Consider the following 15,346-nt stretch of genomic DNA (forward strand, 5'->3'; position numbering starts at 1 on the left):
TGTGGCCAAGTTTTTAAGGGCGCACGGTGGATGCCTTGGCACCAGGAACCGATGAAGGACGTGGGAGGCCACGATAGTCCCCGGGGAGTCGTCAACCAGGCTTTGATCCGGGGGTTTCCGAATGGGGAAACCCGGCAGTCGTCATGGGCTGTCACCCATACCTGAACACATAGGGTATGTGGAGGGAACGCGGGGAAGTGAAACATCTCAGTACCCGCAGGAAGAGAAAACAACCGTGATTCCGGGAGTAGTGGCGAGCGAAACCGGATGAGGCCAAACCGTATGCGTGTGAGACCCGGCAGGGGTTGCGCATGCGGGGTTGTGGGATCTCTCTTTCACAGTCTGCCGGCTGTGAGACGAGTCAGAAACCGTTGATGTAGGCGAAGGACATGCGAAAGGTCCGGCGTAGAGGGTAAGACCCCCGTAGTCGAAACATCAGCGGCTCGTTTGAGAGACACCCAAGTAGCACGGGGCCCGAGAAATCCCGTGTGAATCTGGCGGGACCACCCGCTAAGCCTAAATATTCCCTGGTGACCGATAGCGGATAGTACCGTGAGGGAATGGTGAAAAGTACCGCGGGAGCGGAGTGAAATAGTACCTGAAACCGTGTGCCTACAAGCCGTGGGAGCGTCGCGCATTGAGTTTACTCAATGCGTCGTGACTGCGTGCCTTTTGAAGAATGAGCCTGCGAGTTTGCGGTGTGTTGCGAGGTTAACCCGGGTGGGGTAGCCGTAGCGAAAGCGAGTCCTAATAGGGCGTTTGAGTAGCACGCTCAAGACCCGAAGCGGAGTGATCTAGCCATGGGCAGGTTGAAGCGGAGGTAAGACTTCGTGGAGGACCGAACCCACCAGGGTTGAAAACCTGGGGGATGACCTGTGGTTAGGGGTGAAAGGCCAATCAAACTCCGTGATAGCTGGTTCTCCCCGAAATGCATTTAGGTGCAGCGTCGTGTGTTTCTTGCCGGAGGTAGAGCACTGGATAGGCGATGGGCCCTACCGGGTTACTGACCTTAGCCAAACTCCGAATGCCGGTAAGTGAGAGCGCGGCAGTGAGACTGTGGGGGATAAGCTCCATGGTCGAGAGGGAAACAGCCCAGAGCATCGACTAAGGCCCCTAAGCGTACGCTAAGTGGGAAAGGATGTGGAGTCGCAGAGACAACCAGGAGGTTGGCTTAGAAGCAGCCACCCTTGAAAGAGTGCGTAATAGCTCACTGGTCTAGTGATTCCGCGCCGACAATGTAGCGGGGCTCAAGCGTACCGCCGAAGTCGTGTCATTGCAGCATGAGGGCCAACGCCCGCTGTGATGGGTAGGGGAGCGTCGTGTGCCGGGTGAAGCTGCAGCGGAAGCTAGTGGTGGACGGTTCACGAGTGAGAATGCAGGCATGAGTAGCGATACACACGTGGGAAACGTGTGCGCCGATTGACTAAGGGTTCCTGGGTCAAGCTGATCTGCCCAGGGTAAGTCGGGACCTAAGGCGAGGCCGACAGGCGTAGTCGATGGATAACCGGTTGATATTCCGGTACCCGCTGTGAAGCGTCAAACATCGAACCAGGCGATGCTAAGTCCGTGAAGCCGTTCCGGACCCTTCGGGGAAAGGAAAGTGGTGGAGCCGGCGAACCAGACTTGTAGTAGGTGAGTGATGGGGTGACGCAGGAAGGTAGTCCAGCCCGGGCGGTGGTTGTCCCGGGGTAAGGGTGTAGGCCGTGTGATAGGTAAATCCGTCGCACATAAGGCTGAGACCTGATGCCGAGCCGATTGTGGTGAAGTGGATGATCCTATGCTGTCGAGAAAAGCCTCTAGCGAGTTTCATGGCGGCCCGTACCCTAAACCGACTCAGGTGGTCAGGTAGAGAATACCGAGGCGTTCGGGTGAACTATGGTTAAGGAACTCGGCAAAATGCCCCCGTAACTTCGGGAGAAGGGGGGCCATCACTGGTGAGAGGACTTGCTCCTCGAGCTGGGGGTGGCCGCAGAGACCAGCGAGAAGCGACTGTTTACTAAAAACACAGGTCCGTGCGAAGCCGTAAGGCGATGTATACGGACTGACGCCTGCCCGGTGCTGGAACGTTAAGGGGACCGGTTAGTCACATTTCGGTGTGGCGAAGCTGAGAACTTAAGCGCCAGTAAACGGCGGTGGTAACTATAACCATCCTAAGGTAGCGAAATTCCTTGTCGGGTAAGTTCCGACCTGCACGAATGGCGTAACGACTTCTCGACTGTCTCAACCATAGGCCCGGTGAAATTGCACTACGAGTAAAGATGCTCGTTTCGCGCAGCAGGACGGAAAGACCCCGGGACCTTTACTACAGTTTGATATTGGTGTTCGGTTCGGCTTGTGTAGGATAGCTGGGAGACTGTGAAGCTTGGACGCCAGTTCAGGTGGAGTCGTCGTTGAAATACCAGTCTGGTCGTGCTGGATGTCTAACCTGGGTCCGTGATCCGGATCAGGGACAGTGTCTGATGGGTAGTTTAACTGGGGCGGTTGCCTCCTAAAGAGTAACGGAGGCGCCCAAAGGTTCCCTCAGCCTGGTTGGTAATCAGGTGTTGAGTGTAAGTGCACAAGGGAGCTTGACTGTGAGACCGACGGGTCGAGCAGGGACGAAAGTCGGGACTAGTGATCCGGCGGTGGCTTGTGGAAGCGCCGTCGCTCAACGGATAAAAGGTACCCCGGGGATAACAGGCTGATCTTCCCCAAGAGTCCATATCGACGGGATGGTTTGGCACCTCGATGTCGGCTCGTCGCATCCTGGGGCTGGAGTCGGTCCCAAGGGTTGGGCTGTTCGCCCATTAAAGCGGTACGCGAGCTGGGTTTAGAACGTCGTGAGACAGTTCGGTCCCTATCCGCTGTGCGCGTAGGAGTCTTGAGAAGGGCTGTCCCTAGTACGAGAGGACCGGGACGGACGAACCTCTGGTGTGCCAGTTGTCCTGCCAAGGGCATGGCTGGTTGGCTACGTTCGGGAGGGATAACCGCTGAAAGCATCTAAGCGGGAAGCCTGCTTCGAGATGAGGACTCCCACCCCCTTGAGGGGTTAAGGCTCCCAGTAGACGACTGGGTTGATAGGCCGGATCTGGAAGCCCAGTAATGGGTGGAGGTGACCGGTACTAATAGGCCGAGGGCTTGTCCTCAGTTGCTCGCGTCCACTGTGTTAGTTCTGAGACAACGAACAGTTGTCGGTTAGAGCTTGAACCACACAACAGAAAAGTGTGCTTGTTCGCTCGAAACCATTAGGGTTTCGGTGGTCATAGCGTGAGGGAAACGCCCGGTTACATTCCGAACCCGGAAGCTAAGCCTTACAGCGCCGATGGTACTGCAGGGGGGACCCTGTGGGAGAGTAGGACACCGCCGAACAATATTTGGAGGACCCCTGGTCCCAGCGTTCAGCTGGGACCAGGGGTCCTTTTGTTTTTAGAATGCTTGCAGTACCGAAGACAGGAGTCACCATGTCCACCAACTCTCCCGACGACCGACCGGAGCGCGACCAGCAACGACGGGACAGTGGTGACCGCGGCGATCGAGGCTACCGGGGGGACCGCGGCGGCTTCCGCCGCGACAACGACCGCGGTGGGAACGACCGTGGCGGCAATCGCGGTGGTGGTTACGTCCGCCGCGACGACCGTCGTGACGACAACCGCAGTGGTGGTGGTGATCGTGGTGGCTTCCGCCGTGACGATCGCGGTGGTGACAACCGTGGTGGGGACCGTGGGGCTCGTCCTCCGTTCCGTCGCGACGACCGGCCGGCTGGGCCTCGCCGGGACGACCGTGACCGTGGTTTCCGGCGTGACGATGACCGGCCTGCGTTCCGTCGTGACGACCGCGGCGAGCGTGGGGACCGCGGCGAGCGTGTAGAGCGCCGTGACGATCGTGGTGGTTTCCGCCGGGACGACAACCGGGGCAGCGGCTACGCCCCGCGCCGCGACGACCGACGTGATGACCGACGCAGCGACGACCGCAGCGACCGCGGCGGCTTCCGCCGGGACGACAACCGGGGCAGCGGCTACGCCCCGCGCCGTGACGACCGTCGCGATGACCGACGCAGCGACGACCGCGGCGACCGCGGCGGCTTCCGCCGCGATGACAACCGCAGTGGTGGTGATCGTGGTGGCTTCCGGCGAGACGATCGCGGTGGTGACAACCGTGGTGGGGACCGTGGGGCTCGTCCTCCGTTCCGTCGCGACGACCGGCCGGCTGGGCCTCGCCGGGACGACCGTGACCGTGGTTTCCGGCGTGACGATGACCGGCCTGCGTTCCGTCGTGACGACCGCGGCGAGCGTGGGGACCGCGGCGAGCGTGTAGAGCGCCGTGACGATCGTGGTGGTTTCCGCCGGGACGACAACCGGGGCAGCGGCTACGCCCCGCGCCGCGACGACCGACGTGATGACCGACGCAGCGACGACCGCAGCGACCGCGGCGGCTTCCGCCGGGACAACGACCGCCGCAGCGACGACCGTAGTGGCTTCCGTCGTGACGACAACCGCAGTGGTGGTGGCGATCGCGGTGGCTTCCGCCGCGACGACCGTGGTGACAGCCGTGGCGGGGACCGCGGTGGCTTCCGCCGTGACGACCGTGGTGACAGCCGTGGCGGGGACCGCGGTGGCTTCCGCCGTGACGACCGTGGTGGAAGCAGTGGGCCCCGTCGGGACGACCGCGGCGGACGGCCCGGTGGCTTCCGTGGGCGGGACGACCGGCGCGGTGGCGACGACCGGCGTGGCGGTGGCAGCCGTTTCCGCGACGAGCGGGACCGCGATCGTGAGCCGATCAAGCGGCTGCCGATCCCCGAGGACGTCACAGGCGAGGAGATCGACAAGGACGTACGGCAGGAGCTGCAGAGCCTGCCGAAGGGGCTCGCGGAGGATGTCGCCAAGAACCTGGTGATGGTCGCCCGGCTCATCGACGAGGACCCCGAGGGCGCCTACGGCTACTCCAAGGTGGCCCTGCGGCTGGCGTCGCGTGTCGCCGCCGTACGCGAGGCGGCCGGGTTCGCGGCGTACGCCAACCAGAAGTACAGCGAGGCGCTCGCCGAGTTCCGGGCCGCGCGGCGGATGACCGGGCACGTGGAGCTGTGGCCCGTCATGGCCGACTGCGAGCGGGGGCTCGGGCGGCCGGAGAAGGCGCTGGACATGGCCGGGGCGCCCGAGGTGCACAAGCTCGACAAGGCCGGCCAGGTGGAGATGCGGCTCGTCGCCGCCGGTGCCCGGCGTGACATGGGACAGCTGGACGCGGCCATCGTGACGCTGCAGAGCCCCGAGCTGGCCTCCAACTCGGTGCAGCCGTGGACCGCGCGACTGCGGTACGCGTACGCCGACGCGCTGCTCGCGGCCGGCCGGGAGGACGAGGCGCGCGAGTGGTTCGCCAAGGCCATCGAGTCCGACAAGGACGGCAGCACGGACGCCTCCGACCGGCTCGCCGAGCTGGACGGGGTCGAGTTCGTCGACGCCTTCGCCGAGGACGAGCTCGAGGATGAGGACGAGGCTGAGACCGAGGACGCGGGTGTCACCGAGGCCGCTGAGAAGGTCGTAGAGGACGAGGAAGTCGAGGAAGTCGAGGAAGTCGACGAGGGTGACCTCAAGGACTGACCTACGCGTCGATGAGCGATGAACAAGGGGCGGGATCCCGGGATCCCGCCCCTTTGTGCGTCATACGTCCAGTGCGCGCAGGACCAGGCCCGACGCCGGTTTCGGGCCGAACGACGTCGACTTGCGGGGCATCGTGACGCCCTGGCGGGCGAGATCACGGACGACCTCCTCGCGGACCGGGTGCATCAGGACCGCCGTACCGCCGTCGCGTTCCGCCTTCTCGACCGTGGCGGCGGTGTCGTGGATGTAGGCGATGCGGGCGGGGTCGTCCTCGGGGATGTGCCAGACATGGGCGAGGAGCGTGGCGTGCAGGACCGTGGCGTCCAGGGTGCGCCAGGCGGTGGGGTGGTCCGCGGGGATCGTGCGGGACAGGAGGTCCGGGTCCGGGCGGTCCACCAGGTGGAAGGCGCCGTCGCCGGCGAGGAGGAAGGCGTTGCCCGCGCAGGCCGCGTCGGCGAGGGTGTCCAGGGCCTCGGCCAGGGGCACGTCGAGGCGTCGTACGCGGAAGAGGCCGTCGAGGAGCGCCAGGGACCGGGACACCGGGACCTCGTGCAGGAGACGGTGGATGGCCCGGACTCGGAGGGGGTAGCGGGCCGTGTCGACGAGGAGGACCAGGCCGTGGTCCCAAGGGCTGGGGGAGGGGTGCTCCGCGCGGAGCCGGCGGTAGGTCGCCCAGCGGTGGTGGCCGTCGGCGATGAGGGCCTGGTACCGGGTCAGGTCGGACTGGATGCGGGCCACTTCGGCGGGGTCGGTGATCGACCACAGGCGGTGGCGGTAGCCGTCCTCGGTGGTGGTGGCGAGGAGGGGTGGCTGCTCGGCCGTGCGTTCGATCGCGGTCGTCGTGACGGACTCCGAGCCGTTGCCGCGGTAGGTGAGGAGCAGGGGCTCCAGGTTCGCGGAGGTGGCGCGCATGAGGGCCGCGCGGTCGGCGACGACGTGCGGCATGACGTCCTCGTGAGGCAGGACCACGCCCTCCGACGGTTCCGACAGGCGCAGGGTGCCGATGATTCCGCGCTGGAGCAGGCCGGCGCCGTCCTGTTGTTCGTAGACGTACAGGCCGGGCTCGGCGTCGGCGGCCAGGATGCCCTCGGAGAACCAGCCGCGCAGGGTGCGCGCCGCCTGTTCGTTGCGTTCGGCGGGTGTCCTCGCCTGCGGGAGGATCAGCCGGACGATGTTGTACGGGTCGTTGGACTGGAGCTGGTGCAGGCCGTCGGGGCGGACCACGACGTCGTACGGCGGTGATGTCACGGCGGCCAGGCTGCCGACCCGGTCGGGGTCGTAGCGCAGGCCTCGGAACGGGGTGAGTTCCAGGCCTCGGCGCGCTGTTGCTTCCGGGTGACCTGCTGAGTTCATCCCGGCATCGTACGGGTGTCAGTGCCATGGGGGATGATCGGGGGAAAGCCGTCGAACGAGGAGCGATGCGGAATGAGCCAGCGCGCAAGGACGAGGCCCGAGGGCAGTGGGCGGGCCCTGAGCGAGGCGTACGACACCGCGCTGCTCGACCTCGACGGGGTGGTGTACGCGGGCGGGAACGCGATCGCGCACGCCGTCGAGTCGCTCGCCACCGCGCGTGAGGGGGGTATGCACCTCGCCTACGTCACCAACAACGCGCTGCGCACGCCCGATGCCGTGGCCGAGCACCTCACCGAGCTGGGGATACCGACGGGGGCCGAGGACGTCATCACCTCCGCCCAGGCGGTGGCGCGGCTGATCAGCGAGCAGGTGCCGGCCGGGGCGCGGGTGCTCGTCATCGGTGGCGAGGGGCTGCGGGTGGCCCTGCGCGAGCGGGGACTCGAGCCCGTGGAGTCGGCGGAGGACGATCCGGCGGCTGTCGTGCAGGGCTTCGGCGGGCCGGACCTGCCCTGGGGGCGGTTCGCCGAGGCGAGTTATGCCGTCGCGCGCGGGGTGCCCTGGTTCGCGTCCAACACCGACCTGACGATTCCGAGCGGGCGCGGGATCGCGCCGGGCAACGGCGCGGCGGTGGAGGTCGTGCGGATCGCGACCGGTGCCGAGCCGCAGGTCGCGGGCAAGCCGTTGCCTCCCATGCACCGGGAGACGATCCTGCGGACCGGCGCTGAGCGGCCGTTGGTGGTCGGGGACCGGCTGGACACCGACATCGAGGGCGCGTTCAACGGCGAGGTGGACTCGCTGCTCGTGCTCACCGGCGTCACCGACGGCCCCCAGCTGCTGGCCGCGCCACCACAGCACCGGCCGACCTACGTGGACGCCGACCTGCGGGGCATGCTCACCGGGCAGCCCGAGGTCACCGAGGCGGGAGAGGGCTTCCGGTGCGGAGGCTGGACGGCGAAGGCCGGCCGGGAGCGGCTGGAACTCGACGGTGACGGCGAGGCGCTGGACGGGCTGCGGGCGCTGTGCGCGGCGGCCTGGACGGCGGCCGGTGAGGGTGTGTGCGAGCTGGACGCGGGGAAGGCGCTGGCCAGGCTGGGGCTGTGAGCACCGGTCGCGTGCGCGTCCCGGCGGGTTCGGGCCTCGGGATCGTGGCTCGTTGCCAGGGTAGGCTAACCTAACTGCGTGTTGGTCGACAGTCCTCCCGAACAGCGCGCGGAGACCGCCCCCGCGCCCCCAACCCGCCGGGCGATACGAGTCCTTGGGCTCCTGGTGTCCGTCGTGATCCTGGTGCTCGTCGCGGTGGCGAGCATCGCGGTCGGGGCGAAAGGGCTGTCCGTCGAACAGGTCTGGCACGGACTGTTCCAGGACACGGGGACCTACGGCGATGTCGTGGTGGCCGACCGGCTCTCGCGGACCGTCCTCGGGCTGCTCGCGGGCGCCGCGCTCGGCCTGTCCGGGGCGGTGCTCCAGGCGCTCACCCGCAATCCGCTGGCCGACCCCGGGCTGCTCGGCATCAACGCCGGCGCGTCCGCCGCGGTCGTCACCGCGATCACCTTCTTCGGCGTCACCTCGCTCAGCGGCTATGTGTGGTTCGCCTTTCTCGGCGCGGCCGCGGTCGGAGCCCTGGTCTGGTTCCTGGGCGGCAGCCGGGGTGCCACTCCGGTGCGGCTCGCGCTGGCCGGTACGGCGATCAGCGCGGCGCTGTACGGCTATCTCCAGGCCGTGATGATCACCGACGACCAGGCGCTCAACAAGATGCGCTTCTGGACGGTCGGTTCGCTGTCCTCGGCGAACAACTCGACCATCCTCCAGGTGCTGCCGTTCCTCGCGGCCGGCTCGCTCCTCGCCCTCGCGCTCGCCCGGCCGCTCAACGCGATGGAGATGGGCGACGACACCGCCAAGGCCCTGGGCGCGCACCTCAACCGCACCCGGGCGCTGGCCATGCTCTCCGCGACCGTGCTGTGCGGGGCCGCGACCGCCGCCTGCGGTCCGATCGTGTTCGTCGGCCTGATGGTGCCGCACATCGTGCGCTCCTTCACCGGCCCCGACCTGCGCTGGATCCTGCCGTACGCGACCATCCTGTCGCCCGTGCTGCTGCTGGGCTCCGACGTCGTCGGCCGGATCGTGGCCCGGCCCGCGGAGCTCCAGGTCGGCATCGTCACCGCGATCGTCGGCGGGCCGGTCTTCATCTTTCTCGTACGACGGCGGAGGACTGCGCAGCTGTGAGGACCAACCGTGCCGTCAGGACGCCCGGGGGGCTCTCCGTCCGACTGGACGTGCGGGCCACCGTCGTCGTCGCCCTGATCCTCCTCGCCGCGCTCACCGCGAGCGTCGTGCTGATCGGTACCGGCGACTTCCCGATCCCCGCAGGGGACGTGCTGAAGACGCTCTTCGGGCACGGCAACGCCGGGCAGGAGTTCATCGTCAACGAGCTGCGGCTGCCGCGGGTCCTCGTCGGGCTCCTGGTCGGTGCCTCGCTCGGGCTCGGGGGTGCCCTGTTCCAGGCCGTCTCCCGCAATCCGCTGGGCAGTCCCGACGTGCTCGGCCTCAGCCAGGGGGCCACGGCAGGGGCGCTCACGATGATCGTGCTGTTCTCCGGGAGCGCGAACCAGATCACCCTGGGCGCGCTGGTGGGCGGACTCGTGACCGGGCTCGCCATCTATCTGCTCGCCTGGAAGCAGGGGGTGCACGGGTACCGGCTGGTCCTGGTCGGCATCGGCGTCTCCGCGATCGTCACGGCGGTCAACGGCTATCTGCTGACCAGGTCCACGCTCACCGAGGCGGCCCAGGCGGTCGTCTGGATGACCGGCTCCCTCAGCGGCCGGGACTGGACGCAGGTCTGGCCGCTGCTGTGGCTGTGCGCCGTCCTCGTCCCGCTCGTCCTCGCCAACGCCCGCGGTCTCAGGATGATGGAGATGGGCGACGACATCTCGGGCGCGCTCGGGGTACGCGTCGAGCGCGTACGACTGCTGCTCCTGGTCGCCGCCGTCCTGCTCACGGCCGCCGCCACCGCGGCCGCCGGACCGGTCAGCTTCGTCGCGCTCACCGCGCCGCAGCTGGCCCGCCGCCTCACCCGCTCGCCCGGCCCCAACCTGCTGCCGTCCCTGTGCATGGGCGCCACCCTCCTGGTCACCGCCGACTGGGTCTCGCAGAAGGTCTTCGGCGCGGACCAGCTGCCCGTCGGCGTGGTCACCGGAGTCCTCGGCGGCGTCTACCTGCTGTGGCTCCTGGTCACCGAGCGCAGGGCGGGCCGGATATGAACACCCCAAGGAGCACAAGGAGCACCGTGAACCGCCTGTCCGCCGACACCGTCACCCTCGCCTACGACCAGCGGGTCATCGCCGAGCAGCTGTCGGTGGAGATACCCGACCGCTCCTTCACGGTGATCGTCGGCCCCAACGCGTGCGGCAAGTCCACGCTTCTGCGGGCCCTCTCGCGGATGCTCAAGCCCAGTCAGGGCAAGGTGCTGCTGGACGGGCAGACCATCCAGTCGATGCCGGCGAAGAAGGTCGCCCGCACCCTCGGCCTGCTCCCGCAGTCGTCGATCGCGCCCGACGGGATCACCGTCGCCGACCTGGTCGGCCGCGGCCGCTACCCCCACCAGGGCATCCTGCGCCAGTGGTCCACCGAGGACGAGCGGGTCGTCCAGGAGTCCATGCGGCAGACCGGGGTCGTGGAACTGGCCGAGCGGTACGTCGACGAGCTGTCCGGCGGTCAGCGGCAGCGGGTGTGGATCGCGATGGCCCTCGCCCAGCAGACCCCGCTGCTGCTCCTGGACGAGCCCACGACCTACCTCGACATCCAGCACCAGATCGACGTCCTGGACCTGTGTGCCGAGCTGCACGAGGAGCAGGGCCGCACCCTGGTCGCCGTGCTGCACGACCTCAACCACGCGGCCCGGTACGCCACGCATCTCATCGCGCTGAAGAGCGGGAAGATCATCGCCGAGGGCGCCCCGAACGACATCGTCACGGCCGAGCTGGTCGAGGAGGTCTTCGGGCTGCGCTGCCAGGTGATCGACGACCCGGAGACGGGGACTCCGCTGGTGGTGCCGGCCGCGCGCAAGGCACGCGTGCGCGTGGAAGCCGTAGAAAAGGCGTAATAGCCTACAGAAGCTTCCTGAGCTGGAGCAGATCGCGCAGGCCCGCCTCCAGCTTCACCCGGCCCGAGCCCCAGGCCTTGGCGAAGTTCAGCTCGCCGTTCACCAGCGCCACCAGGTCGTCGCCCGCCATGGTCAGCCTGATCTGGGCCTTCTCCTTCGGAGGGCCCTGGATCGTGTCCCGCACCACGATCCGGCCGCCTGCCATCCGGCCGACGAAGGTGACGTCGAGATCGGTGATACGGCAGCTCACCGAGCGGTCCATGGAGGCCGCCGTGGCGACATCCCCCTCGGCGTTGCCCATGTTGTCGGAGAGCTTCTCGAGTGCGGCGCGGCACTCCTCGATCGTGGCCATCGCGATCGACGGTACCCCAGCGGTTCGAGGTAGCGTCTGGGCATGAGCGACGCTGTTCCAGAGCCTTCACAAGAGGTCGCGGTCGACCCCGAGCACGACCCCGCCGCCCCCGCGCCTCTGAACGTGCCCCGCACCCCCACCGGCGACGCCGAGGTGGACGCCCGGCTGGAGCGGCTCGGCGACGCCGACCACCTCGCCACGGACGGACACATGGAGGTGTACGAGGATGTACACCGGGGGCTGCGCGACGCGCTCACCGCGCTCGACGCCCGCCCGGGACCTCCGGCGCCCTCACCCTCGTACGACCAGAGGGCGCCTTCACCCTCGTATGGCACTAGGAGCTGAACCGAACGTGGCAGGAGTCGCACGCCGTCGGCTGGACGCGGAGCTGGTCCGGCGGAAGCTCGCGCGTTCGCGTGAGCACGCCAGCCAGCTGATCGCGGCCGGCCGGGTCACCGTCGGCAAGACCGTCGCGACCAAGCCCGCCACCCAGGTGGAGACGGCGGCCGCGATCGTGGTGCAGAGCGACGACGGCGATCCCGACTACGTGTCGCGAGGCGGGCACAAGCTCGCGGGCGCCCTTCAGGTGTTCGTGCCGCAGGGGCTGGCCGTCGAGGGGCGGCGGGCGCTGGACGCCGGCGCCTCCACCGGCGGCTTCACCGATGTGCTGCTGCGGGCGGGGGTCGCGCACGTGGTCGCCGTCGACGTCGGCTACGGCCAACTCGCGTGGTCTCTCCAGAGCGATGAACGCGTCACCGTCAAGGACCGTACGAACGTACGCGAGTTGACGCTCGAAGCGATCGATGGGGAACCAGTGGATCTTGTCGTGGGGGATCTGTCCTTCATCCCGCTCGGACTGGTACTGCCCGCCCTGGTGCGGTGCGTGAAGCCGGACGCCGATCTGGTGATGATGGTGAAGCCGCAGTTCGAGGTGGGGAAGGAACGGCTGGGCAGCGGGGGAGTCGTACGGAGCACGCAGCTGCGGGCGGAGGCCGTGCGGGCAGTGGCCGAGAAGGCGGGGGAACTCGGGCTCGGGGTGAAGGGTGTCACGGCCAGCCCGTTGCCCGGGCCCTCGGGCAATGTCGAATACTTTCTGTGGCTGCGTGCCGGGGCGCCCGCCCTGGACCCGGCCGATGTCGACCGTGCAGTGGCGGAGGGGCCCCGTTGAGCCAGAACCGAGCTCGTACTGTTTTCCTGCTCGCCCACACCGGGCGGCCGGCGGCCATCCGCAGCGCCGAGCTCGTGGTGAAGGGGTTGCTGCGCTCCGACATCGGCGTGCGCGTCCTGGAGTACGAGGCCGCCGACCTGCCGCTGCCGCCCGAGGTGGAGCTCGTCAAGGAGGCGACTCCGCAGTGCCTCGAAGGGTGCGAGCTGCTGATCGTGCTCGGCGGTGACGGGACGCTGCTGCGCGGCGCCGAGTTCGCCCGCGCGTCCGGGGTGCCGATGCTGGGCGTCAACCTCGGCAGTGTCGGATTCCTCGCGGAGGCCGAGCGGGACGACCTCGACAAGGTCGTGGACCGGGTGGTGACCAAGGCGTACGAGGTCGAGGAGCGGATGACCGTCGACGTCGTCGTTCACCGGAACGGTGACATCGTCCACACCGACTGGGCGCTCAACGAGGCCGCCGTGCAGAAGGCCGGTGCGGAGAAGCTGCTCGAGGTCGTGCTGGAGATCGACGGGCGGCCGGTGACGGGCTTCGGGTGTGACGGGATCGTGCTGTCCACGCCCACCGGGTCCACGGCGTACGCCTTCTCGGCGGGCGGGCCCGTGGTCTGGCCCGAGGTCGAGGCGCTGCTGATGGTGCCGATCTCGGCGCACGCGCTGTTCGCGAAGCCGTTGGTGACCTCGCCGAACTCTGTGCTGGCGGTGGAGTTGCTGCCGCACATTCCGCCGGGTGTGCTGTGGTGTGACGGGCGGCGGACGTTCGAGCTGCCGCCGGGGGCGCGGGTGGAGGTTCGGCGGGGGGCTGTGCCGGTGCGGTTGGCTCGGTTGCATCATGCGTCGTTCACGGATCGGCTGGTGGCGAAGTTCGCGTTGCCCGTTTCCGGGTGGCGGGGGGCGCCGCACTAGCCATCCGTGGGGGCCGGTTGCGGAGCGTGCGCGGGTGACGGTGGTTCGTGGTTGCTCGCGCAGTTCCCCGCGCCCCCGAAGGCCTGACACTCGCCCGAGTGACAAGGGCACCTCGCACTCGCCCGCCCCGACCTCGTAAGGTCTTCACCGTGCTGGAAGAGATGCGGATACGGTCGCTCGGAGTCATCGATGACGCCGTTGTCGAGCTGTCGCCCGGGTTCACCGCTGTCACGGGTGAGACGGGCGCGGGCAAGACCATGGTGGTCACCAGCCTGGGGCTGCTGCTCGGTGGGCGGGCTGACGCGGCGCTCGTGCGGATCGGGGCCGAGAAGGCGGTCGTGGAGGGGCGCATCACCGTGTCCCCGGGCGACTCCGTCGTCGTACGGGCCGAGGAGGCCGGGGCGGAGCTCGACGACGGGGCACTGTTGATCAGCCGTACCGTTTCCGCCGAAGGGCGGTCCCGGGCGCATCTGGGCGGGCGGTCGGTGCCCGTGGGGGTGCTCGCCGAGCTCGCCGACGAACTGGTCGCCGTCCACGGGCAGACCGATCAGCAGGGGCTGCTCAAGCTGAACCGGCAGCGGCAGGCGCTCGACCGGTACGCGGGGGACGCCGTCGCCGTGCCGCTGACCAAGTACACCGAGGCCTACCGGCGGCTGCGGGCCGTCTCCGTCGAACTGGACGAGATCGTCACGCGCGCGCGTGAGCGGGCCCAGGAAGCCGACATGCTGCGGTACGGCCTCGACGAGATCGCCGGCGTGGAGCCACGGGCCGGCGAGGACGTCGAGCTGGCCGAGGAGGCGGAGCGTCTTGGCCATGCCGAGGCGCTGTCGTCCGCGGCCACGGCCGCTCATGCCGCCCTTGCCGGGAACCCCGAGGACCCCGAGGGGATCGACGCCGCGACGCTCGTGGCGGGCGCTCAGCGGGCTCTGGAGGCCGTGCGGTCGTACGACCCCGCCCTGGCCGCGCTCGCCGACCGGATCGGGGAGATCGGGATCCTGCTGGGCGATGTGGCCGGGGAGCTCGCGGGATACGCCGACGACCTGGACGCCGATCCGCTGCGCCTTTCGGCCGTCGAGGAGCGGCGGGCCGCGCTCACCGCGCTGACCCGGAAGTACGGCGAGGACGTGGCCGCCGTGATCACATGGGCCGAGCAGAGTGCCGCTCGCCTCACCGAACTGGACGGCGACGACGAGCGGATCGACGAGCTGACCGCCGAGCGGGACGCGCTCAGGGCCGAACTGGGCGGGCTGGCGCAGGCGCTGACAGATGCGCGCACCGAGGCCGCGGAGAGGTTTGCGGCGGCGGTGACGGCAGAGCTGGCCTCGCTGGCGATGCCCCACGCGCGCGTGTCCTTCGCCATCCGGCAGACCGAGGACCCGGACGGCGTGGAGGTCGGCGGGCGTGCGGTCGCCTACGGGCCCGCCGGCGTGGACGAGGTCGAGCTGCTGCTCGCCCCGCATCCGGGCGCGCCGCCACGGCCCATCGCCAAGGGCGCGTCCGGCGGCGAGCTCTCGCGCGTGATGCTGGCCGTCGAGGTCGTGTTCGCCGGGACGGACCCGGTGCCGACGTACCTCTTCGACGAGGTGGACGCCGGTGTCGGCGGCAAGGCGGCGGTCGAGATCGGGCGGCGCCTCGCGCGGCTCGCGAAGACCGCGCAGGTCGTGGTGGTGACCCACCTGCCCCAGGTCGCGGCCTTCGCGGACCGGCAGTTGCTGGTCGAGAAGACCAACGACGGGTCCGTCACGCGCTCCGGTGTGAAGGTGCTGGAGGGTGAGGACCGGGTGCGCGAGCTGTCCCGGATGCTCGCCGGACAGGAGGACTCGGAGACGGCCCGGGCACACGCGGAGGAGTTGCTGGCCACCGCCCGGGCCGACGCGTGAGGGGTACGTCCCTCGGACT

The 15,346-nt window shown here is 68.5% G+C and carries 11 protein-coding genes, 2 rRNA genes and 1 pseudogene; 12 read left to right on the top strand and 2 right to left on the bottom strand.

Features of this window, described 5'->3' with window-relative positions; translation table 11 throughout:
* Positions 1-3: 3 nt before the first annotated feature.
* The 4 genes and pseudogenes from D1369_RS31975 to D1369_RS43465 all read left to right on the top strand — a co-directional run bounded on the left by D1369_RS31975 (position 4) and on the right by D1369_RS43465 (position 5,573).
* Positions 4-3,125, top strand: a 23S ribosomal RNA gene (locus D1369_RS31975).
* Positions 3,126-3,231: 106 nt separating this feature from the next.
* Positions 3,232-3,348, top strand: a 5S ribosomal RNA gene (gene rrf, locus D1369_RS31980).
* Positions 3,349-3,470: 122 nt separating this feature from the next.
* A pseudogene (locus D1369_RS44120) lies at positions 3,471-4,178 on the top strand (tetratricopeptide repeat protein); the annotation flags it as partial.
* 585 nt (positions 4,179-4,763) lie between these two features.
* Complete coding sequence (locus D1369_RS43465) at positions 4,764-5,573, top strand: tetratricopeptide repeat protein (protein ID WP_007381062.1); 810 nt, start codon at positions 4,764-4,766, stop codon at positions 5,571-5,573.
* Between the two features lie 60 nt (positions 5,574-5,633).
* On the opposite strand, the gene D1369_RS31990 is transcribed toward D1369_RS43465, so the two are convergent.
* Positions 5,634-6,926: a DUF1015 domain-containing protein gene (locus D1369_RS31990; RefSeq protein WP_007381061.1), complete on the bottom strand. Its 1,293-nt coding sequence runs from the start codon at positions 6,924-6,926 to the stop codon at positions 5,634-5,636.
* 72 nt (positions 6,927-6,998) lie between these two features.
* On the opposite strand from D1369_RS31990, the gene D1369_RS31995 reads away from it, so the two are divergent.
* The 4 genes from D1369_RS31995 to D1369_RS32010 all read left to right on the top strand — a co-directional run bounded on the left by D1369_RS31995 (position 6,999) and on the right by D1369_RS32010 (position 11,025).
* Positions 6,999-8,027 carry an HAD hydrolase-like protein gene (locus D1369_RS31995; protein WP_007381060.1) on the top strand — a complete coding sequence of 343 codons (1,029 nt, stop codon included), beginning with the start codon at positions 6,999-7,001 and terminating at the stop codon, positions 8,025-8,027.
* A gap of 78 nt (positions 8,028-8,105) precedes the next feature.
* A complete protein-coding gene (locus D1369_RS32000) occupies positions 8,106-9,149 on the top strand; it encodes an iron chelate uptake ABC transporter family permease subunit (protein WP_007381059.1) in 1,044 nt (347 codons plus the stop codon).
* Positions 9,146-10,183 (top strand): iron chelate uptake ABC transporter family permease subunit, encoded by a 1,038-nt coding sequence (locus D1369_RS32005; protein ID WP_007381058.1) that lies wholly within the window; start codon positions 9,146-9,148, stop codon positions 10,181-10,183. Before D1369_RS32000 ends, D1369_RS32005 begins: the two co-directional genes overlap by 4 nt.
* The gene (locus D1369_RS32010) at positions 10,180-11,025 is read left to right on the top strand and encodes an ABC transporter ATP-binding protein (RefSeq protein WP_082319375.1); all 846 of its coding nucleotides are present in this window, start codon (positions 10,180-10,182) and stop codon (positions 11,023-11,025) included. The genes D1369_RS32005 and D1369_RS32010 overlap by 4 nt, the downstream gene beginning before the upstream one ends.
* Positions 11,026-11,029: 4 nt before the next feature.
* Here the strand turns inward: D1369_RS32010 and D1369_RS32015 are convergent, their stop codons facing one another.
* On the bottom strand, positions 11,030-11,377 hold the full coding sequence (locus tag D1369_RS32015; protein ID WP_007381056.1) for an SCP2 sterol-binding domain-containing protein: 348 nt from the start codon (positions 11,375-11,377) through the stop codon (positions 11,030-11,032).
* Between the two features lie 42 nt (positions 11,378-11,419).
* Between D1369_RS32015 and D1369_RS32020 the strand changes: the two genes are divergently transcribed.
* The 4 genes from D1369_RS32020 (at position 11,420) to recN (ending at position 15,327) form a co-directional block, all read left to right on the top strand.
* Complete coding sequence (locus tag D1369_RS32020; protein ID WP_082319374.1) at positions 11,420-11,722, top strand: hypothetical protein; 303 nt, start codon at positions 11,420-11,422, stop codon at positions 11,720-11,722.
* A 7-nt stretch (positions 11,723-11,729) separates the two neighbouring features.
* Positions 11,730-12,545, top strand: coding sequence for a TlyA family rRNA (cytidine-2'-O)-methyltransferase (locus D1369_RS32025; RefSeq protein ID WP_007381054.1), 816 nt, complete (start codon positions 11,730-11,732; stop codon positions 12,543-12,545).
* Positions 12,542-13,447, top strand: coding sequence for an NAD kinase (locus D1369_RS32030; RefSeq protein WP_007381053.1), 906 nt, complete (start codon positions 12,542-12,544; stop codon positions 13,445-13,447). Before D1369_RS32025 ends, D1369_RS32030 begins: the two co-directional genes overlap by 4 nt.
* Positions 13,448-13,608: 161 nt before the next feature.
* Positions 13,609-15,327, top strand: a complete 1,719-nt coding sequence (gene recN / locus D1369_RS32035; protein WP_118082749.1) for a DNA repair protein RecN — start codon at positions 13,609-13,611, stop codon at positions 15,325-15,327.
* The last annotated feature ends 19 nt before the right edge of the window (positions 15,328-15,346 follow it).

It is taken from the genome of Streptomyces sp. CC0208 (assembly GCF_003443735.1).
Classification (GTDB): Bacteria; Actinomycetota; Actinomycetes; order Streptomycetales; family Streptomycetaceae; genus Streptomyces; species Streptomyces sviceus.